The 20873-nt window shown below is 66.6% G+C and carries 19 protein-coding genes; 6 read left to right on the top strand and 13 right to left on the bottom strand.

Annotation, left to right across the window (positions count from 1 at the left end; translation table 11 throughout):
* Positions 1 to 62: 62 nt before the first annotated feature.
* Positions 63 to 1313, bottom strand: a complete 1251-nt coding sequence (locus OHB26_RS26315) for a winged helix-turn-helix domain-containing protein (RefSeq protein WP_330179925.1) — start codon at positions 1311 to 1313, stop codon at positions 63 to 65.
* 80 nt (positions 1314 to 1393) lie between these two features.
* On the opposite strand from OHB26_RS26315, the gene OHB26_RS26310 reads away from it, so the two are divergent.
* Positions 1394 to 3058 (top strand): FAD-binding dehydrogenase, encoded by a 1665-nt coding sequence (locus OHB26_RS26310; protein ID WP_330179924.1) that lies wholly within the window; start codon positions 1394 to 1396, stop codon positions 3056 to 3058.
* 107 nt (positions 3059 to 3165) lie between these two features.
* Here OHB26_RS26310 and OHB26_RS26305 read toward each other — a convergent pair whose 3' ends face one another.
* Both OHB26_RS26305 and OHB26_RS26300 read right to left on the bottom strand, forming a co-directional pair.
* Complete coding sequence (locus tag OHB26_RS26305; protein ID WP_330179923.1) at positions 3166 to 3663, bottom strand: hypothetical protein; 498 nt, start codon at positions 3661 to 3663, stop codon at positions 3166 to 3168.
* Positions 3664 to 3904: 241 nt separating this feature from the next.
* Positions 3905 to 5374, bottom strand: coding sequence for an amino acid permease (locus tag OHB26_RS26300; protein ID WP_330179922.1), 1470 nt, complete (start codon positions 5372 to 5374; stop codon positions 3905 to 3907).
* 238 nt (positions 5375 to 5612) lie between these two features.
* Here OHB26_RS26300 and OHB26_RS26295 point away from each other — a divergent pair, with 238 nt between their 5' ends.
* Positions 5613 to 7568 (top strand): gamma-glutamyltransferase family protein, encoded by a 1956-nt coding sequence (locus tag OHB26_RS26295; RefSeq protein ID WP_442943042.1) that lies wholly within the window; start codon positions 5613 to 5615, stop codon positions 7566 to 7568.
* A 51-nt stretch (positions 7569 to 7619) separates the two neighbouring features.
* On the opposite strand, the gene OHB26_RS26290 is transcribed toward OHB26_RS26295, so the two are convergent.
* The 4 genes from OHB26_RS26290 to OHB26_RS26275 all read right to left on the bottom strand — a co-directional run bounded on the left by OHB26_RS26290 (position 7620) and on the right by OHB26_RS26275 (position 10866).
* Positions 7620 to 8273, bottom strand: a complete 654-nt coding sequence (locus tag OHB26_RS26290) for a PH domain-containing protein (RefSeq protein ID WP_330179920.1) — start codon at positions 8271 to 8273, stop codon at positions 7620 to 7622.
* Between the two features lie 2 nt (positions 8274 to 8275).
* On the bottom strand, positions 8276 to 8755 hold the full coding sequence (gene ribH, locus OHB26_RS26285; protein ID WP_330179919.1) for a 6,7-dimethyl-8-ribityllumazine synthase: 480 nt from the start codon (positions 8753 to 8755) through the stop codon (positions 8276 to 8278).
* Between the two features lie 36 nt (positions 8756 to 8791).
* Positions 8792 to 10060: a bifunctional 3,4-dihydroxy-2-butanone-4-phosphate synthase/GTP cyclohydrolase II gene (locus OHB26_RS26280; protein WP_330179918.1), complete on the bottom strand. Its 1269-nt coding sequence runs from the start codon at positions 10058 to 10060 to the stop codon at positions 8792 to 8794.
* A gap of 179 nt (positions 10061 to 10239) precedes the next feature.
* Positions 10240 to 10866, bottom strand: a complete 627-nt coding sequence (locus tag OHB26_RS26275) for a riboflavin synthase (protein WP_330179917.1) — start codon at positions 10864 to 10866, stop codon at positions 10240 to 10242.
* Between the two features lie 435 nt (positions 10867 to 11301).
* Between OHB26_RS26275 and OHB26_RS26270 the strand changes: the two genes are divergently transcribed.
* Positions 11302 to 11748, top strand: a complete 447-nt coding sequence (locus tag OHB26_RS26270; RefSeq protein ID WP_330179916.1) for a hypothetical protein — start codon at positions 11302 to 11304, stop codon at positions 11746 to 11748.
* Here OHB26_RS26270 and rpe read toward each other — a convergent pair.
* Complete coding sequence (rpe, locus tag OHB26_RS26265; RefSeq protein ID WP_330185793.1) at positions 11734 to 12399, bottom strand: ribulose-phosphate 3-epimerase; 666 nt, start codon at positions 12397 to 12399, stop codon at positions 11734 to 11736. The two genes, OHB26_RS26270 and rpe, sit on opposite strands and share 15 nt — an antisense overlap.
* Positions 12400 to 12582: 183 nt before the next feature.
* On the opposite strand from rpe, the gene OHB26_RS26260 reads away from it, so the two are divergent.
* The 3 genes from OHB26_RS26260 to OHB26_RS26250 all read left to right on the top strand — a co-directional run bounded on the left by OHB26_RS26260 (position 12583) and on the right by OHB26_RS26250 (position 14768).
* Complete coding sequence (locus OHB26_RS26260) at positions 12583 to 13005, top strand: ATP-binding protein (RefSeq protein WP_330179915.1); 423 nt, start codon at positions 12583 to 12585, stop codon at positions 13003 to 13005.
* A 218-nt stretch (positions 13006 to 13223) separates the two neighbouring features.
* Entirely contained in the window at positions 13224 to 14054 is an 831-nt protein-coding gene (locus tag OHB26_RS26255; RefSeq protein WP_330185792.1) for a SigB/SigF/SigG family RNA polymerase sigma factor, read from the top strand.
* Between the two features lie 18 nt (positions 14055 to 14072).
* A complete protein-coding gene (locus tag OHB26_RS26250) occupies positions 14073 to 14768 on the top strand; it encodes a hypothetical protein (RefSeq protein WP_330179914.1) in 696 nt (231 codons plus the stop codon).
* 370 nt (positions 14769 to 15138) lie between these two features.
* Here OHB26_RS26250 and OHB26_RS26245 read toward each other — a convergent pair whose 3' ends face one another.
* The 5 genes from OHB26_RS26245 to OHB26_RS26225 form a co-directional block, all read right to left on the bottom strand.
* Positions 15139 to 16506, bottom strand: coding sequence for an RsmB/NOP family class I SAM-dependent RNA methyltransferase (locus tag OHB26_RS26245; RefSeq protein WP_330179913.1), 1368 nt, complete (start codon positions 16504 to 16506; stop codon positions 15139 to 15141).
* A gap of 920 nt (positions 16507 to 17426) precedes the next feature.
* The gene (gene fmt, locus OHB26_RS26240; RefSeq protein ID WP_330179912.1) at positions 17427 to 18350 is read right to left on the bottom strand and encodes a methionyl-tRNA formyltransferase; all 924 of its coding nucleotides are present in this window, start codon (positions 18348 to 18350) and stop codon (positions 17427 to 17429) included.
* On the bottom strand, positions 18350 to 18910 hold the full coding sequence (gene def / locus OHB26_RS26235; protein ID WP_330179911.1) for a peptide deformylase: 561 nt from the start codon (positions 18908 to 18910) through the stop codon (positions 18350 to 18352). The genes fmt and def overlap by 1 nt, the downstream gene beginning before the upstream one ends.
* A gap of 76 nt (positions 18911 to 18986) precedes the next feature.
* Positions 18987 to 20036 (bottom strand): lipase family alpha/beta hydrolase, encoded by a 1050-nt coding sequence (locus OHB26_RS26230; protein ID WP_330179910.1) that lies wholly within the window; start codon positions 20034 to 20036, stop codon positions 18987 to 18989.
* A gap of 60 nt (positions 20037 to 20096) precedes the next feature.
* Positions 20097 to 20795 (bottom strand): PadR family transcriptional regulator, encoded by a 699-nt coding sequence (locus tag OHB26_RS26225; RefSeq protein ID WP_330185791.1) that lies wholly within the window; start codon positions 20793 to 20795, stop codon positions 20097 to 20099.
* Positions 20796 to 20873: the final 78 nt, after the last annotated feature.

Below are 20873 nucleotides of genomic sequence, written 5' to 3'. Positions count from 1 at the left end.
CCACACGCACGCCGGGATGACGGGGCGCCCTCCTCGGCGGGTTCCCCTATCCGCGAGAGCGTTCAGACGCGCGGGCGCGGGCTCAACTCGCGCAGCAGTGCGGGGGCCAAGTCGCCGCGCTCGCCCACCTCGAGGGTGTCGAGTTCAAGCCAGTCGGCCATTTCCCGCAGTGCCGCAGCGAGTTCCGACGCCACGTAGGTTGCGTCCCGGCCGGGTTCGGAGAACGCGCCGGGCACGCGGAGAACGCCGGTGGTGCGATCCGCGCGCAGGTCGACGCGGCCGACGATCTCACCGTCGAGCAGGAACGGGAAGACGTAATAGCCGTGTACGCGTTTGTGTTCGGGCGTGTAGATCTCGATGCGGTAGTGGAAGTCGAACAGGCGCTCGGTGCGGGCCCGGAAGAAGATCAACGGGTCGAACGGGCACAGCAGGGCCGCGCCGGTGATTCGGCGCGGAGCGCGGGCCGCGGTGTGTAGGTAGGCGGGCTTGTCCCAACCCTCGACGGTGACCTGCTCCAACTCCCCCGAGGCGATGAGATCGGCTATCGCGGGTTCGGTTTGGACGCGGGTCAGGCGGTAGTAGTCGCGCAGATCGGTCTCGGTGCCGATGCCGTGGGCGGAGGCCGCGCGGCGGACGAGTTCGCGGATGGCGTCGGCTTCGTCGAGTTCCCGCTCGCAGACCTCGGCGGGTAGTACCCGCTCGGTGAGGTCGTAATGGCGTTGGAAGCCAACGCGTTTGGGGACCGACAACGCACCCGAGGCGAAGAGCTGCTCGCAGACCACCTTGGTCTCACTGTAGTTCCAGCCCCAATTGTCCTTGGCACGTGGACGATCCAATTCGAGATGCTTCTCGATCTCGCCGGCGGTGCTCGGGCCGAATTCGCGCACCACGCTCAGCACCTCGTCGGCGAGCTTCTCATCGCGATGGCGGCCGAGTCCGGCCCAGCGGCCGTGCCGGTACTTCACCATGCGCCAGCGCATGAGCGGCCAATCGTCCACCGGCAGCAGGGCCGCTTCGTGCGCCCAGTATTCGACCAGCTTGCGCGGGCGACGCGCGGAATCGCTCCACGACATCTCATCCAGCAGCGCGCGATCGTATGCCCCGATCCGGCTGAACACCGGTGCGTAGTGCGCACGCACCACCGCCGACACCGAATCGATCTGTAGCAGCTTGGTGTTGTCGAGCACCTTGGCCAGCGTGCGCCGGGTGGGCGCACCGCTCGGGCGGGCGGTGGCGAAGCCCTGAGCGCCCAGGGCAATGCGACGCGCCGCCGCGACGGTCAGAGCAGCAGATCCATTGGAGGAAATCGGCACAGTGGAACCATGCCATGTCCCACCGACAGACAAGTTCGATACAGTCGTGTATCGAACTTCTACGAACCGAGGAATTGGGCATGATCGAGAACCCGGATGTCATCGTCGTCGGCGCCGGTCTGGCCGGTCTGGTCGCGACCCACGAATTGGTCAAGGCGGGGCGCCGGGTACTGGTGCTGGATCAGGAGAACCGCGCCAACCTCGGTGGCCAGGCGTTCTGGTCGCTGGGCGGACTGTTCTTCGTGGACAGTCCGGAGCAGCGCCGCCTCGGCGTGAAGGACTCCCTCGAACTGGCCATGCAGGACTGGTTCGGCTCCGCGGGCTTCGACCGCGAGGACGAGGACCACTGGGGCCGCCAGTGGGCGCGCGCCTACGTGGAATTCGCGGCCGGCGAGAAACGGCAGTACCTGCACGATCTGGGGCTGCGGGTGACCCCGCTGGTCGGCTGGGCCGAACGCGGCGGCGAATTCGCCGATGGGCACGGCAATTCCGTCCCGCGCTTCCACCTCACCTGGGGCACCGGGCCGGAGGTGGTGCGGGTATTCCTGGAGCCGGTGCTCGCCGCCGAACAGCGCGGACAGGTCGGATTCGCGTTCCGGCATCGCGTCGATGAGTTGGTGGTCGACAATGACACCGTCACCGGTGTGCGCGGTAGCGTCCTCGAACCCTCGGAAGAGGCGCGCGGTGTCGCATCATCACGAAATGCGGTGAGCGACTTCGAACTCGCCGCGCAGGCGGTGATCGTCACCTCCGGCGGTATCGGCCACAATCACGATCTGATCCGCCGCAACTGGCCGGTCGATCGCCTCGGCCCGTGCCCGGAGCACATGATCTCGGGTGTGCCCGCGCATGTGGACGGGCGCATGCTCGGCATCACCGAGGCCGCCGGTGGACGGATCGTGAACCGAGATCGTATGTGGCACTACACCGAAGGCATTCACAACTGGGATCCGATCTGGCCCGATCACGCCATCCGCATCATTCCCGGACCGTCCTCGCTGTGGTTCGACGCCAATGGAAAGCGGATGCCCGCACCGTGTTTCCCGGGCTTCGACACCAATGCCACCATGAAGCGGATTCTCTCGACCGGCTACGACTACTCCTGGTTCATCCTGGATCAGTCGATCATCGAGAAGGAGTTCGCGCTCTCGGGTTCGGAGCAGAATCCCGATATCACCGGTAAGGACCTCAAACTCACGCTCAAGAGCCGCGTGGCCAAGGGCGCGCCGGGGCCGGTGGAGGCGTTCAAGCAGCACGGTGTGGACTTCGTGGTCGCCGACACTCTCACCGATCTCGTCGCGGGCATGAACAAGATCACCCGTGGTCCGCACCTGGATCCCGCCGATATCGAACGCCAGATCGTGGCGCGCGACCGCGATACCGAGCACAAGTTCAGCAAGGACGGCCAGCTCATGGCCATCGGCAACGCCCGCCGCTACCTGGGTGACAAGCTCGGCCGGGTGGCGACCCCGCACAAGATCCTGGATCCCGCGCACGGCCCGCTGATCGCGGTGCGATTGAACATCCTGACCCGAAAGACGTTGGGCGGCTTGCAGACCAACCTCGACTCACAGGTCATGCGCGCGGACGGCACCGCCTTCCCCGGGTTGTACGCCGCGGGTGAGGTCGCCGGATTCGGCGGCGGTGGCGTACACGGCTACAACGCCTTGGAGGGCACATTCCTGGGCGGCTGCATCTTCTCCGGTCGCGCGGCCGGACGAGCCCTGGGCCGCAGCCTGAAGTAATCGACGCGCCATGGATCCCGGCCAAAAGTACGCCGGGATGACGAGGGCGTGCGAAGTGACCGAAAGCGTTTGCCGCCCACGCATTACGCGTGGGCGGCACGTTGCCTTCAGGCGGCTACGAACCAGCGGTAGCAGTCCCCGCGCAGCAGTAGCGCGAGCACGATTCCCGACGTCATCACACCGAACAGCACCGCGAAAGGCCCGACCCCCGTGGGCATTTCAGCGGATACCAGCGTGAAGACGCCGTAGAAGGCTTGCAGGCTGGCCAATCCCAGTGCGGCCACCCAGACCCACTGCGAGCGCAGCCCGAAGAACAGTGCCACACCGCCGGTCACCCAGGCGGCGAAGAAATGCCCCGCGCTCCCGAGCAGCCCGCCGAACCCACTGGTCACCCCGAGCAGCACATGCACCAGCGCGAATCCCGCGGCCGTGAAAGCGGCGTATTGAGTTTCCCGCACCTTCGCGGGCAGTTCGATCTCGGAACAATTACGGCGGACCGTTCGCAGTACCACTGCGAATCGCTCGAAAATCGTGGCAGGAACACTGTTCCCGGCACTCGTCGGCGAGATATCCATCTCGTCGACCACAGCCGACTGCGAACTCACAGCACTCCTCATCGAGTATCCCCTGGTTGCGCGCCCCCTGCGAACGCGCAGAGCCTGACGCTAACCAAATATTCAGCTGCGAGACAATCGAGTTCGGGAAGTTATGACCATGGCCACAGCGGATAGCACGCGAGGAAAACAGTGATCTCGAACACATAACGGCCGCACACGATTTCCGTGTGCGGCCGTCGTAAGTGCAGGTCCTCCAGCGATTTTCCAGTATAGCGCCGGAAGCCGGAAACTACTTGTCGTCCATGGGGATGGGCGGAATCACCGGGAACTCACCGGTGTACCCGGCCCGCTGCTCGGCGATCGCCAGCACCCGCGGTTTGGCGACCTTCCACCCGATCATCAAGGCGGGCACGATGATCACCAGGCTGCCCACCGTCCAGGTGCCCACCGGATGGTCGAAGGCCATGAGCACCAGCACCGCGAACAGGAACACCAGCGTCGCGATACCCGACCAGGGCGCACCGAACATCCGGAACGCGGGCCGCTCGGCCCGGCCGTTCTTCCACCAGTACCAGAGCTTGAGCTGGCACAGCACGATCGTCGCCCAGGACGCCAGAATGCCCAGCGACGCCACATTCAGCACGATCTCGAACGCCTCGTCCGGGACGATGTAGTTCAGCCAGATACCGAACAGCGCGATGGTGCTGGTGAGCAGGATGCCGCCGTAGGGCACCCCGGCGCTGGACATGCGCGCGGTGAACTTGGGCGCACTGCCGTTCATGGCCATCGACCGCAGAATGCGCCCGGTCGAGTAGAGACCGGCGTTCAAACTCGACAGCGCGGCGGTCAGCACCACGAAGTTCATGATCGAACCCATATGCGCCACACCGATTTTGCCGAAGAAGGTGACGAACGGGCTCTCCCCGGCCTTGTACGCGGTGTACGGCAGCAGCAGTGCCAGCAGGATGACCGAACCGCAGTAGAACACCGCGATACGCACGATCACCGAGTTGATGGCGCGTGGCATGATCTTGGCCGGGTTCTCGGTCTCACCGGCGGCGATACCGACCATTTCCACTGCGGCATAGGCGAAGACGACACCGGAGGTGACGGTGATGAGCGGCAGGATGCCGGTCGGGAACCAACCCCCGGCATCGGCGACCATACCGAGGCCGGTCCGAGCGCCGTCGACATCGAAGCGTCCGGCCAGGAAGACCGTGCCGACGATCAGGAAGGTGACCAGGGCCAGCACCTTGATCATGGCGGCCCAGAACTCCATCTCACCGAACCACTTCACCGACGCCAGGTTGATACCCAGCACGATGATCAGCGCGCCCAGCGCCAGAATCCATTGCGCCACAGGCTCGAACGGGCCCCAGTAGTGCAAATACGTTGCCACGGCGGTGGTGTCGACAATGCCGGTCATGGACCAGTTCAGGAAGTACATCCAGCCCGCGACGAAAGCCGCTCGCTCACCGAAGAATTCGCGCGCGTAGGAGACGAACGAACCCGAGGACGGGCGGTGCAGCACCAGCTCGCCGAGCGCGCGCAGGATGAAGAAGACGAAAACACCACAGATCAGGTACACCACGAACAGCGATGGCCCCGCGCTGGCGAGACGACCGCCCGCACCGAGGAAAAGGCCGGTTCCGATGGCGCCACCGATGGCGATCATCTGCAATTGCCGGGGCTTGAGCGCCTTGTGATAGCCGCTGTCCTCGGCAGTGAGATTTGTGGCCTGTGTCCGGATCTCGGTCATACGCCGGTTAACCCTCCGCAATCGTGTATTGAGGCGGTCCGAGAGTACCTTGCAAATAACTGAGAACCACATCGCCGCTCCGAGCAGGGCTCGTTACCGGTGGTCAGAGCACTTCACGCGGTACGGACGACTTCCCAATGCTGGTAACCAGCGTGACGCCGGTAGTCGATATACCGCCCGAGCAACGCAAAAACCAGACCGCGCCGCGCACCGGCGCTAGAGTCCGATCATGAGGCGCATGCGACGGCATACCTGGAGCGGCGCCGCGGCCGCCCTGCTGCTGCTACTGGGAGCGGCCACGGCCTGTTCATCCGATTCGGAGTCGAAACTGGGCGCGTGCGAGACCTCCCCCAATGGCGTTCCCATCAGCGCCACCGCGGGCAGCGGCCCCACCAGCACAAATCTGAGCACCAATCCGGAGATCGCCACCGGATACCGCACCGGGATGAAACCCGTGCACACCAAGACCTTCGCGGTCTCCACCGCCAATCCCATTGCCACCGAAGCCGCGTGCAAGGTGCTGAAGGACGGTGGCACGGCCGCGGACGCGCTCATCGTGGCGCAGACCGTACTGGGTTTGGTCGAGCCGCAGGCCACCGGCATCGGCGGCGGCGCGTTCCTGCTCTACTACGACGCCGCGAGCAAACAGGTCGATGCCTACGACGGTCGCGAAACCGCACCCGCCGCGGCCACCCAGGACTATCTGCGCTGGATAAGCGATACCGACCGCACCACCCCCCAGCCCAACGCCCGCGCCAGCGGCCGATCCATCGGGACGCCCGGGGTACTGCGCATGCTGGAGCTGGCCCAGCGCGAACACGGTAAGCAAACCTGGCGCGATCTGTTCGCTCCGGCAATCTCCCTGGCGGACCAAGGCTTTCAGATCAGTCCACGCATGGCCGGTCAAATCGCCGACAGCGCAGCCGATCTCGCGCGTGACGACAATGCGCGGGCCTACTTCCTACAGGGCGACGGTAAGCCGAAACCGGCCGGAACGACGCTGACCAATCCGGCGATGTCCAAGACCCTCAACGCGATTGCCTCCGACGGCGCGGACGCCTTCTATACCGGGGCCATCGCCGCGGACATCATCGATGCCATCGGCACGACCACGGGCGGACGCACCCCCGGTCTGACCACCGCCGCGGATCTCGCCGCATATCAACCGAAGAAGCGCACCGTACTGTGCGCGCCGTACCGCACCCATGAGATCTGCGGCATGCCCAACCCGTCCTCCGGCGGCACCACCGTCGAGGCCACCCTGGGCATTCTGTCGAACTTCGATCTGGCGTCGATGAAACCGACCGATACCACCGGCGACAATGACACCGCCCGCGATGGCGGCAAGCCCACCGCCCAGGCCGTACACCTGATCTCCGAGGCCGAACGCCTCGCCTACGCCGACCGCGACAAGTACGTCGCCGACTCGGATTTCATTCCGATGCCGGGCAATTCACCGCACACGCTGCTGAATCCGGACTATCTGAAGCAGCGCTCCGGACTCATCGACCTCAACCACAGCATGGGCACCGCCCAGCCCGGCGACTTCGGCCCCGTACCCCTCGGCAATGGCGTCCAACAGCCCGAACACGGCACCAGCCATATCTCCATAGTGGACGAGTACGGCAACGCCGCCTCGATGACCACCACCGTCGAGTCCGCCTTCGGCGCCTTCCACCTGGTGGACGGGTTCATCCTGAACAACCAGCTCACCGACTTCTCCGCCGAACCGCTCGGCAAAGACGGTCTCCCCGTGGCCAATCGGCTCGACCCGGGCAAACGCCCCCGCAGCTCCATGGCCCCGACCCTGGTCTTCGACCGCGCCCCCGATGGCACCCGAGGCCAACTCGCGTACGTCACCGGCTCCCCCGGCGGCTCGGTAATCATCCAATTCGTGGTGAAAACGCTGGTGGCCATGCTGGATTGGGGTCTGAACCCCCAACAGGCCGTCTCCATGGTCGCCTTCGGTGCGGCCAACTCCCCCACCACCAATGTCGGCGGTGAACACCCGGCGATCAATGCCGCCGATAACGGCGACCAGGATCCCCTCGTCCAACAGCTACGCCAGCTGGGCCATCAGGTCTCGGTCCTGCCGCAATCCAGCGGCCTCTCCGCCCTGGTCCGGGACGGGAACGGCTGGGCCGGCGGTGCGGATCCCCGGCGTGAGGGCGTCGTACTCGGCGACCCGAACTAGCCTGGCACGGAAGGCGATTGCCCGGGGACCGCGACGCGGGCCCCGGGTATGTCAGCTCGGATTTCCGGCGGTGTACTTCGCGCCGAGTTCGCGGAAGCGATCCATGGCCGAGGCCGCGCGGAGTTTGTCGTTGGTGCGGATGGCCATCATGGGGACGTACTCGTCGTGCACGAGTTCCAGACGAGCCCAGGACTTCTTGTCCGCGAACGAGATGCCTCGAATGTCCTGCCAGCGGAATTCGCTGTCCCCGAGGATGTTCCGGACCACGACACCGCGCTTACCGACTCGGACGCGAGGGCGGGTCAGCAGGAGCACCCCGCCGCCGAGCAGCAGTCCGAAGACCGCCAGACCCAGCTGGTCCGCGAGGCGGAAGTTCACGCCGGTGGAGCCGTGTCGCAGGAAGATTCCGGCGATGATGAAGACCAGGGCCAGCAGGGCCGCGACAATGCGCGCGGTCATGATGGCGTGCTGCGGGCGCACCTCTAGATCCCATTCGGCTCCGGACGAGGCGGGGGGCTCGTTCTCCTCGGACGCCTCGGGAGCTGACTTCGCTTGCGCGCCAGCGGTTTCGGTGCCAGACACTGCGGTTTCACCGGCCTTCGATTCGGTCGCCGACGGCTGAGTCGATTCGGTCGCGGACGGCCGCTTCCGGCGGGGCGGTTCCTCCGCACCGCCGTCGCGCTTCCAGATCCGGACGACAGGCATGCTCAGACGGTCTGCGAGAGTTCGCGCAGTGTGAGCGCGGCATCGAGGGCGGCGGCGGACGCCTGCTCACCCTTGTTCTCGAACGAACCCGGCAGACCCGCACGATCCAGGGCCTGCTGTTCGGTGTTCACGGTGAGCACACCATTGGTGACCGGCACGCTCTCATCGAGCGAGACCCGGGTCAGACCGGCGGTGACCGAATCACAGACGTACTCGAAATGCGGTGTCTCGCCACGGATTACGACACCGAGAGCGACCACCGCGTCATGGCTGCGGGCCAGCGCCTGCGCCACCACCGGCAGCTCCATCGCGCCCGCGACCCGGACCACGGTGATATCGGCGACCCCGGCATCACGCGCGGTCTTCTCCGCATTGGCGACCAGTGCATCGCAGATGGTGGTGTGCCAGCGCGACGCCACGATGCCAAGCTTGAGATCCTTGGCATCGGCGAGCTCGAACGTGGGTACGCCCGTGCCGCTCATCGGTTTTCCGCCCTTCTCATATGTCCGTTGCCCGCATCAGTTCGCGGTTTCGCCCAGATCACCCAGGTCGAGATCATCCAGGCCGACCAGGTCGTGGCCCATGCGATCGCGCTTGGTGCGCAGGTAGTGCAGGTTGTGCGAGTTGGCGCGCACCGGCATCTGCACGCGCTCGGTGATGCTCAGGCCGTAGCCCTCGATCCCGGCGCGCTTATCCGGATTGTTGGTCAGCAGTCGCATCGAGGTGATGCCGAGATCGACCAGGATCTGGGCACCGGTGCCGTAGTCGCGCGCGTCGGCGGGCTGGCCGATGGCGATATTGGCGTCGTAGGTGTCCAGCTGCTGTTCGTCCTGCACCTGGTACGCCTGCAACTTGTGCATCAGTCCGATACCGCGGCCCTCGTGACCGCGCATGTACAGCACCACGCCGCGGCCCTCATCGGCCACCAGCTGCAGTGCGGCGTTCAACTGCGGACCGCAGTCGCAGCGCAGCGAACCGAAGACATCACCGGTGAGGCATTCGGAGTGCACGCGCACCAGCACGTCCTCACCCTTGCCGTCGGCACCGGAGATATCGCCCATCACCAGGGCGACATGCTCGGACTCGTCGTATTCGCTCTCGTAACCGATGGCCTTGAAATCACCGAACGCGGTCGGGATGCGAGCCTCGGCGACGCGGCGGACATGCTTCTCGTTCTTGCGCCGCCAGGCGATCATGTCGGCGATGCAGATGAGCGCCAGATCGTGCTCGTCGGCGAAGATGCGCAGCTCCTCGGTGCGCGCCATATCGCCTTCGTTCTTCTGACTGACGATCTCGCAGATGACACCGGAGGGGTGTAGTCCGGCCATCCGGGATAGGTCGACCGCGGCCTCGGTATGCCCGGCACGGCGCAGTACGCCACCATCCTTGGCACGCAACGGAACCACATGGCCCGGGCGGGTCAGATCATCGGATTTGGCCAGCGGATCGGCGAGCACCCGCATGGTGGTGGCGCGATCGGCGGCGGAGATACCCGTCGAGATGCCCTCGCGGGCGTCCACGGAGACGGTGTACGCGGTGCCGTGCTTGTCCTGGTTGACCGCGTACATGGGCGGCAGGCCCAGTCGATCGCAGTCCTCACCCGTGAGCGGGACACAGATGTAACCGGAGGTGTAGCGGATCATGAAGGCCACCAGCTCGGGGGTTGCCTTCTCCGCCGCGAAGATGAGGTCGCCCTCGTTCTCCCGGCCCTCGTCGTCGACGACGACAACTGCCTTACCCGCGGCGATGTCGGCGACTGCGCGCTCGATGGTGTCGAACCTGGTCACGTCTGTTGTGCTCCATCTCGAATTAGGTGCCGCTCCTACATTAGGGCAGTGTCTGATTTGCGCCGCCTCCGGCGTCGCGGTTCGCGGCCCCCGAAGACTCGGTTCTTCACTCCTCCGCTCAGTCGCTACGCTCCCTCGCTCCGTCGCTCCAGAACCGAGCCGGGCCGCGAACTTGCAGGTCAGCCGCGCTGTACCAGCCGCTCGACGTACTTGGCGATGACATCCACCTCCAGGTTCACGGTGGTGCCGACCGGCGCGGTGCCGAGCGTGGTGAGTTCACGGGTGGTCGGAATGAGCGAGACCTCGAACCAGTCCTTGCTGCCGTCCGCGGCGGCCTCATCGGCCAGACCCAGTCCGGAGACGGTGAGCGAGATGCCGTCGACGGTGATCGAACCCTTCTCCACCACGTAGCGAGCGATGCTGTCGGGCAACGAGATTCGCACGACCTCCCAGTTCTCGGAGGGGGTGCGGGAGAGCACCGTGCCGGTGCCGTCGACATGGCCCTGCACGATATGACCGCCGAGGCGGCTGTTCACGGCGGCGGCGCGCTCGAGGTTGACCCGCGAGCCGGTGGCGAGGCCGCCGATGCTGGAGCGATTGAGGGTCTCGGCCATGACGTCGACGGTGAAGGTGTCGCCCTCGACCTTGTGATCCACGACGGTGAGACAGACGCCGTTGACCGCGATCGAATCACCGTGTCCGGCATCGGAGGTCACCAGCGGGCCGCGGATGGTGAGCCGGGCCGCATCGGCCAGTTGCTCGGTGGCGACGATCTCGCCCAGCTCCTCCACGATGCCTGTGAACATGCCCTACCTCTCCCTGTCGCCTCGGGCCGCGAAACGTGCCCGTCGCTTGCGCCAACAGCCCGGACCATCGGTGCATTCCCCGATGACGGGCGTCCGCCTCCAGCCTAACGACAGCGAGTCGTAGTGGGCAGAGCGCCTCTCCTACAGGAAGATGTCAATTCGCGCAGAGGAATCGGGGCCTGTACCCAATTCCGACTCGCTTACACCATAATCTTGCGGATCTGCGGAAATGGTCGCAAGATTGTTATGCAGCTGATTCCTACAGTTCAACTTCGCTCATCATCACATCTCGGCGAGCAGTTCAGCGCGGAACAAGTCCCGCATCCGTCGTCGTGTCCGGCGCGGATCAGTCTTCGCAGCATGTCGAACCGAAGGAAGGTTGGGCCCCGTGCGGGGTCGGATCCAGGTGGACTACAACACAATTGGGAGTGCAGCGTGACCACGCTTCTCGATACCACCCTCGAAGTTCGTTGCGTGCAGTACCGGCGCGAATTTCATCTTCCGGCATCGATAGACCCGGCGTCACGACACATCCTGTTAGAGATAGGCAGCCGCTACGGCGCCATCACCATGCCCGCCGAACTAGGCGAACGGGTACGGCAGAGACTCGCCCAGGCCGAGCTGGCGGGGCCGGTCGTGCACCATCCGCGCGCGCGACGCTGGACCTTCATCACCGGTCCCGCCCGCCCGGAAACCCTCAGCACGCCCGTCAGCGCGGCACTGTTCCGGCTGTACGCGACCGTGGCGTGCGCGGGTGCGCAGGTGGTGCTGCCCTCCGCCGACGACGAGCGGACGGGCTACCGCACCTGGATTCAACCCCCGGAGACGGTCAGCTCGGTGCCGCCGCTGGAGTCGGTGGTCGAGGCCCTACTGGGCCGCTGACGCCTCCACCGCGATAACCTTCTGCCGCAGGGCTTCCACGGTCGCGGCCGGATCGGCGGTGCCGTAGACGGCGGAACCCGCTACGAAGCAATCGATTCCGGCCTCGGCGGCCTGTTCGATGGTGTCCATATTGATGCCACCGTCGATCTCCACCACCAGGCGCAGTTCGCCGGAATCGACGAGATTGCGCACGATGCGGGCCTTTTCGAGCACCTCCGCGATGAAGGACTGACCGCCGAAACCGGGCTCGACACTCATCACCAGCAGGGTGTCGAAGTCTCGCAGGATCTCCAGATACGGCTCGATCGGGGTGCCGGGCTTGACCGAGAGCCCGGCCTTCGCGCCCGCCGCGCGGATATCCCGCGCCACCGCGATCGGATTGTCGGTCGCCTCGGCGTGGAAGGTGACGTTGTACGCGCCCGCCTCCGCATAGCCCGGCGCCCAGCGCTCCGGATTCTCGATCATCAGATGGCAGTCCAGCGGAATGTCGGTGGCCTTCAACAGACTCTGCACCACCGGTAGCCCCAGGGTCAGGTTCGGGACGAAGTGGTTGTCCATCACATCCACATGCACCCAATCCGCTCCCTCGATCGCCTTGACCTCAGCACCGAGGCGCGCGAAATCGGCGGACAGGATGGACGGCGCGATCATGGGCGCGGGCCGCTGGAAGGGAGAGGAAGAGGTGCACACACGCGGCATTCTAACGGCCGCCCATAACTGAACCGACACCGTCGGTGGCGAGATGTTCGCGAAGGGGACCGGATCCGCGACCGAAGCGGCTCTTCGCGGCCATTGCGCTGATTGCCGCGCGGTGGAATGGGTAGCCTAGTGCAGGTGATCAACATTTCGGCGGACCAAGGGCTGCGGGCCACACCGGTCGAGATCGGTGTCGCCGCATCCGTCTCCCAGTTGCCCATCGTGCGCGGACTCGCCGAAACCCTGGTGCTACTCAGCGATTTCACCCTGGACGAGGTCGCCGATATTCGGCTCGCCGTCGACGAGGCCGCCTCCACCGTTATCGCCCTCGCGATGCCCGGCACGACACTCCAGTGCGTGTTCACCGTGGGTGACAGTGATTTGGTGATTCGAGTCAGCGGTATCGCGGGCTCGGAGGGGCTGCCCGATCAGCGCAGCTTCGGCTGGCATGTGCTGCGCACCCTCTCCGATGAGGTGACCGCGAGCCAGGGCGAGTACGACCCGGCAATCTCCGGATACCCGACGACGGTGGAGTTCCGGCGGGTCCGGGGGAAGGCGTAGTGACCGACGAAGACATGGTGTTCGCCTCTCCCGACGCATCAGAGCCCGATTCATCCGGATCCACCGCCGGGAGCGGTGCCGCCGACGACTCGGCTGCCGGTACCCCCGAGAACGGCACCGACAAAGAGAACGGCACACCGGCCACCGAATCCGGTTCGGGCACGGAGAATCTCACGCCGACGGATCCCGAGGCGAACGCCGAGGGTGACGCGGGCGCGGTGGCCCAGAACGAGGAACCCGCCGAGGCCGAGGAGGTCGTCGACGCCGAGGAAGCGGAGGAGGTCGCGCGCAGCGTCTCCGGATACGACGATGTGGCGGCGCTCTTCGAACAGTTGGCCGCCACCGATCCGAACTCGGCGCGGCGCAGCGCACTGCGCTCGGAGCTGATCAGCCGCTGCATTCCCCTCGCCGACCACATCGCCCGCAAATTCAGCGGGCGCGGTGAGCCTTTCGATGATCTCACCCAGGTGGCGCGGGTCGGGCTGGTGCACGCGGTGGACCGCTTCGACGTCGGGCGCGGCTCCAACTTCCTGTCCTTCGCGGTGCCGACCATCATGGGTGAGGTCCGCAGATACTTCCGCGACAACACCTGGGCCATGCGAGTTCCACGGCGGGTCAAGGAGACTCATCTACGCATCGGCTCGGCCATCGACGCGCTCTCCCAACAGCTCGGCCGGTCCCCCACCGCCAAGGAGATCGCCGCCCAACTCGGCATCGATCCCGATGAGGTGACGCAGGCTGTCATCGCCGGAAACGCGTACCAGCCCAGCTCCATCGACGCGGTCTCGGTCGGCCGCGACACCGAGGCGTCCCTGCTCGACACGCTCGGTGAGGAGGAGTCGCAATTCGATCGGGTGGAGGAGTACGTGGCCATCCGGCCGCTGCTCGCGGGCCTGCCCGAACGCGAGAGACGCATTCTCACCATGCGATTCTTCGAATCCATGACCCAGACCCAGATCGCACAGCAGATGGGCATCTCACAGATGCACGTCTCCCGGATTCTGGCGAAAACCCTTGCGCGCCTGCGGGAGCAGACCGCACGCGAGTGACACGCCCACCCGAATCCCATGGGCTTGCCCGCACGGCCCACCGGTGCGACGATCGATGCCACCCGGCACGCATCGCAATCGGGCGGCAGTATGACCCAGCACCGCGATCGACATATCGTGAACCAGATCGACCAGCTCGTGAACGACCAGCTGGCCGACGGTGAACCACGCACCGGCTACGACTACGGCGATCCGGAGTTCCCGCGCTGTCCGCACCCCTGGTGCGATGAGGAATGGCACGGGCTGCCCATCACCACGCGCATGGCCGAAATGCGTTGGCGCGGAGAGGTCGATCCGGGTTACCGCTACCCCGACGATGAATCACCGGTGCTCTGCCCCGGCTCCGACGATCCGGGCGACTTCACCCCCGCCGACCGCTTCCGCGCCCTGGCCGAACTACAGCATTCGGTCACCGCCGCCCGCACCACCCGGCGCAACCGCGCCCAAGCCCAATGGTGGTGCTGCTTCCACATCGCCGACCTCACCGTCAACACCGTGGTCCGCTACGGCAACGGCCGCCCCCAGCGATTCATCGAGGTCAACGGCGAAACCATAGAACTGGTACCGGATTCCGACGGCAGCTGCATGCTCGGCCGCACCGACCGCGGACCGGACAACACCGAGCGCCCACAGTGGATGGCAATCCGCTGCCGCCGCGTCCCGCGCGCGGGAGTCTGGGTGTCGTGGCGACCCAATCCCCCCGCGCGTCAGTAGAAGCAGGAATCCGTCCGCAGGCAGCCCCGCGAATCTCCCTGCACGACAACGGCACCCCACGACAATGCGTATCGGATTGTCGGTCAATCAGCCCGACGACAGTCCAGGCGAAGCATTCCTGCCCTCTCGGATACCGAAGACCCCCGCCTTCCGGAATACCCCCGCCTTCCGAAATACCGAAGCCCCGCCTTTCCGGATACCGAAAACCCCGTCATCCCGGCGCATTTCGGCCGGGATCCACTGCGTGCAGTTCAAGCTCTGCGACAGTGGATCCCGGCCAAAAGCATGCCGGAATGACGGGGATGCGGCGACGGAGGCGCGGCGACGCACCCCCATCGACGGGGGTGCGTCGACGCTCGGACGCTCCGGGCTACTTCGGGTCGAGCGGTTTGCGCAGGGCCGCGAGGAACATGGCGTCGGTGCCGTGGCGATGCGGCCACAGCTGGGCGCCGGGGCCGTCACCGAGATCGGGGACGTCCGTGAGTAGTTCGCGCGAGTCGAGCTGTTCCGCGCCGGTGCGGCGGACCATATCGGCGACCACCGATACCGTTTCGGGCAGGTGCGGTGAACAGGTGGAGTACACCACCACACCGCCGGGACGGACCAGATCCCATGCGGCGCTGAGCAATTCGCGCTGCAGCTTGACCAGGTCCTTGACGTCCGCGGGCTTGCGCCGCCAGCGCGCCTCCGGACGGCGGCGCAGTGCGCCCAGGCCGGTGCAGGGGGCGTCGACCAGGATGCGGTCGTAGCCGGGGGTCAATCCGCTGTCGCGGCCGTCGGCGATATGGATATCGACCGGCAGGCCGCGGGTCGCCTGGCGGACCAGGTCGGCACGATGCTCGGCGGGTTCGACGGCGTCGATATGGAAGCCGTCGATATCGGCGATCGCGCCCAGCAGTGCGGTCTTACCGCCCGGACCCGCGCACAGGTCCAGCCAGCGGCCGCCATCCTCGCCTTCCAGCGGCGCGCGCGTCACCGCGAGCGCCACCAGCTGACTGCCCTCATCCTGCACGGCCGCCAAACCATCGCGCACGGGTTCCAGCTTGCCCGGATCGCCACCGTCCATATACACGGCGTACGGCGACCACTTACCCTCTGCACCGCCGGTGATGAGCGCCAACTCCTCGGCGCTGATCTCGCCCGGCCGGGCCACCAGGTGCACGGCGGGCCGCGCGTCATCGGCCGCGAGCACTTCTTCCAACTCCCCGGCGCGCGCACCGAGCGCATCCGCGAACGCCTGCGCGATCCACACGGGATGGGCGTGCTCGAAAGCCATATGCCCCAGCGGATCCGACGGCGCGAGCGCCTCCACCCACTCCTCGACGGACTTCTCGGCCACCCGGCGCAGCACGGCATTCACGAAACCCGCACGCCCGACACCGTATTCGGCCCGAGCCATCGCGACGGAGGTATCCACCGCCGCGTGCGCCCCGATCCGGGTCCGCAGCAACTGATAGGTCCCCAGCCGCAAAGCATCCAGCAGCGGCCCGTCGATCTCCTCGACGGACCGACCCGCACCGGCCTCGATCACCGCGTCGAGCAACCCGAGCGACCGAGCCGCCCCATAGGTCAACTCGGTGGCCAGCGCCGCATCCCGCCCGCTGATCTTCCGCTCCCGCAACAGCCCCGGCAGCACCAGATTGGCGTAGGCATCGCGCTCCCGCACGGCCCGCAAGACATCCCGAGCCACCACACGCACCGGATCCAGCCCATGCTCGGCGTTATAGGCCGCCGTCACATCGACCTTGCGCGAATCTCCCCGGCCACCGGACTTCCCACCCGAATTCCGCCCCGCCGCACCGGACTTGCCCCGAGGGGCCCCGGTGTTGCCACTCCCTGATGTGGAATTACGCGGCGACGAGCCTGAATCGCGAGAAACGGAGCGGGCCTCGCGCGCGGCCGACCCGCCGGTGCCACTCGAAGCGCCGCCGCTCTCACGCCGATTATCTTGTGCCGCACCTGATTCCCGATCACTGCGCGGACGATCGCCGCCTTCGGAGCGTGCGGTACGCATCGGTCGATCCGATCCACCGCGCCCACCGGGAAAGCCATCGCCGGTCGCACCGGACCCACGCCCACCGGACGTGCGCGCACCCGCTGCGCCTCCGGACGCACTGGCACCGGACCGCGGCGACCCGGCGTTCTCCGAGCGTCCACGCGAACTCGCTCGAGCAGCAGAGCGATCACGATCACCGCCACGATTCAGGCTGTCACCACGACGGCCGGATTCGGCGGAATCGGCGCGCCGACGGTCGTCGCCACGCTCGCCCGCACCGGTGGCGGACTGCTTGCCGTAAGGAGCGTTGGCCGCGCGGGGACGCCAGTCGCGGCGTGGGGGTTGCCCACCGCGGTCGTCGCTCCGGTTCGCGGCATCGCGACGGTCGCCACCGGTGCGGGGTCCGCCCTTGCCACGGGGCTGGGTGTCGCCGCTGGGCCGCGAGCCGCGCGAATCCGCGCCGTACGTGCGCTTGGCGTCACCGGTGCCCCGCGAGTCGGCGGACGTGCGGGGGCGGCCCGGGTCGGCGGTGTCGCGGGCCTGGGCACCGGAGCTCGCCGATTTGCCATAAGGGGCGTTGGCGGCGCGGGGGCGCCAGTCACGTTTGGGTGGTTTGGCGGCGCGGCGGTCGTCGCCGGTGGAATCTCCCCGCTCGGGGCGGGTCATTCGGTGACCGCGCCGGGCTGGAGGCGGGCGCCGCGCGCCCAGTCGAGGGCAGGCATCATGCGCTTTCCTTGGGGTTGGACCTCGGTGAGGCGGACGGCTGTGGTGGCGGTGCCGATGAAAACGCCCGACTTGCGGACCTCGATCTCGCGTTCGGGGAGGGTCTCCTCCACCATTTCGACGGGGCCGAGCTTGATCCGCTTACCGTCGACCTCCGTCCAAGCTCCCGGGTTGGGGGTCACCGCGCGAATGCGGCGATTGATGGCCAGGGCGGGCTCGTCCCAGCGGACCCGGCCCGCCTCGACCTCCACCTTGGGGGCATACGAAACACCGTCTGCGGATTGCGGAACCGCTTGCAGCGCACCGGCTTCCACGCCGTCGAGGGTGGACTCCAGCAGCTGCGCGCCGCTTTCGGCGAGCCGGTCGAGCAGTACGCCCGAAGTATCGGTGACCCGGACCTTCTCGGTCACGGTGCCGAAGACCGGACCGGTATCGAGCCCCTTCTCGATCAGGAAGGTCGACGCGCCGGTGATCTCGTCACCGGCGAGAATCGCCGCCTGCACCGGAGCCGCACCACGCCAGGCGGGCAGCAGCGAGAAGTGCAGGTTGATCCACCCGTACCGCGGAATCGCGAGCACCGATTCGGGCAACAGCGCACCGTACGCCACCACCGGACAGCAATCCGGCGCGAGTTCGGTCAATTGCTCGATGAATTCGGGCTCGGATGGGCGACGCGGGGTGAACACCGGAATGCCGTACTCGTCCGCGAGCAGTCCGATGGGCGAGCGCGTCACCTTGCGCCCACGCCCGGCCACCGCATCCGGCCTGGTCACCACCCCGACCACCTCGTGCCGCTGCGATTCGATGAGCCGCCGCAGCGACGGCACCGCCGGCTCGGGTGTACCGGCAAAGACCAAGCGCATCAACGACTCCGTTCCCGGGTGCGACGGCCGCCGCCGATCTCGGAGGCGGCCAGCACCGTGATTCCCTTTGTGAACCAGGACGATTCACGCAGGGTGCGCATCGCCTCCTTACGCACCGCAGGGTCCAGCCGCTGCAGGAACAGCACACCGTCGAGATGATCGGTCTCATGCTGAACGCAGCGCGCCAACAACCCTTCGGCCTCGAACTCGACCGGCGCGCCATCCATATCGACACCGCGCGCCAGCACCTGATTGGGCCGCGTAACGTCTTCGCGCACACCGGGAATGGAGAGGCAACCCTCCGGCCCGGTCTGCGTCTCCTCCCCCACGACCTCGAAGGTCGGGTTGATCAGATGCCCCTGCGCGTCCCCGGTGTCATAGACGAAGACCCGCAGCCCCACCCCGATCTGCGGCGCGGCCATTCCGACCCCGCCGCTCTCGTACATGGTGTCGATGAGGTCGGTCACCAGCTGGCGCACCTGGAGATCGAACGTCTCGACCTCCGCCGCGCGAGCGCGCAGGATCGGATCGCCGAACAGGCGGACAGGCTGGATGGTCACGGGCAACTCCCGGTGGATACGAATACGGTCGTCTCATTTTACGGATAAGACCGGACCGCCACGCCGGGGCACTCGCTCAGGAATGCGCGGCGAGCACCACCTCACTGATACCGGTGCCCAATGCGACCGGCACACAGGCTGGTGTCACCGCATGCTCGGGATCGAGCACATTGCGCACCAACTGCTGCACGTACGGGTCGTAGACCTCGTGGAAGTGGCCGGTTTTGTTCACCGGGCACAGATCCTGCAGCACCAGATTGGTGGCCCCGTCACCGCGTAGCGCGATGTTCTCGAAGGGCTGGATCATCTCATCCACCCGACTGCCGATCGTGGTGTATCGCACTCCTGGCACGGTGTCGCCACCGGCATTGAGCTCGGTCATGAAGGGCGATCCGGCGGCCTGCTGCACCGCGGCGACGGAGCTGAAGAGCTCGGCGACCGAGTACAGGGCGGGCACCTTGTCCGCCACCGGCACCAGGCCGTACATGACACCGCCGTAGCTGGGTGAGGCCACGCCGAGCCATTGGCCGACCTTGGCCGCACCACCGAGCTTGTTGATGTAGAAGCGAGTTACGCTGGCGCCCTGGGAGAATCCGACCATATCCACCTTGGCGGCCCCGGTCGCGGTGAGGACCTGATCGACGAAGCCGCCGACCTGCGCCGAGCTGGCCCAGACATCCTCGGTGCCGTAGCTCTTGCCCCCGGGCTTACCCCCGTAGTTCAGCGCGAAGACGCAGAAGCCGGCCTGGACGAGTTGCGGTCCGATGACCGAGAAGTCGGAGTAGGCCGAGGAATCTGTGCCATGTGCCAGCACCACCGGGCGCGGATGTTCAGCGCTCGGCTTGCAGCCGAAATCGTTCGTGCCCGCGGGCGCGGCGTTCGGGTGCAGCTTCAAATAATTGGCCGCCGCAAGCGGTCCGTCCTGCGGCGGCCCTGCCTCCACCGGAACCACCGCCGGTAGATAGACAATCGTTCCCGCAACCGGTTGCCCGGCGGGGTCGGCCGTGGCCACCCCCGATTCGATCGGCAGCGCTGTCATAGCCGCGATCACGCCGATCACCAACACCCCGACCGGCACGACGCTGTGCAGCAGCGCCTTTCGCGTCCGGCTCCTCCGAATTCCCATAGAGAAATGATCTCTTGTGAGGAGTCACAATGGCTACCGAGTTGCGGTGTTGCGCACCCACTACTTTTCGGGTGTGTCGTCTTCGGCGAGGATCCGGTAAAGCGACCGGCGCGCCTCGGTGAGGACCTCGGCGGCCTTGGCTGCCTGATCCGGTGTTCCGGCGGCCGCGACCTGTGCCGCAGCGCCAATGAGCTGGCCGATCAGACTGCGCAGATCGAGCGCCTGATCGCCGACACCATCCTTGACGTCCTGCCAGGGATCGCCCAGATCGGCGCGATTCTCCTCCAGGTACGCGGTACCGGACTCGGTGAGCTTGGCGGTCTTGCGACCGGCGACCTTCTCGATGATGACCAGACCCTCATCCTCGAGCTGCGCGAGCGCGGGGTAGATGGAGCCCGGGCTGGGACGCCAGACGTCCTGGCTACGCTCGCGGATCTGCTGGATCAGCTCGTAGCCGTGCATGGGCCGCTCCTGCAGCAGTAGCAGGATGGCCGCGCGGACATCGCCGCGACGACCGCGTCCACCGCGACCGCGACCGCGACCGAAGTGCGGGCCGCCGCCGGGACCGAAGCCGCCCGGGCCGAAACCACCGGGACCGAAGTCCGGGCCGAAACCACGGCCGTGGCCGTGCCGATGTGCGTGCGGGCCGTGCTCGCCGCGCGGTCCACCGCGTCGCGAACGCGGGTGTTCGGGGCCTTGCTGCTCTTCGTTTCGCAGTCGCCGCCAGGGCCCGCGGCCCCTGTTGTCGAAGTTCTCCATGCGTTCCATGGTGCGCCTCCTGAGGCTTCGTCGTTGTTCTTGACGCTATCAACGATATATCGGCAGTCTATCTACAGC

It is taken from the genome of Nocardia sp. NBC_01503, assembly GCF_036327755.1.
GTDB lineage: Bacteria > Actinomycetota > Actinomycetes > Mycobacteriales > Mycobacteriaceae > Nocardia.
This window is presented reverse-complemented; position numbering and strand designations above follow the sequence as displayed.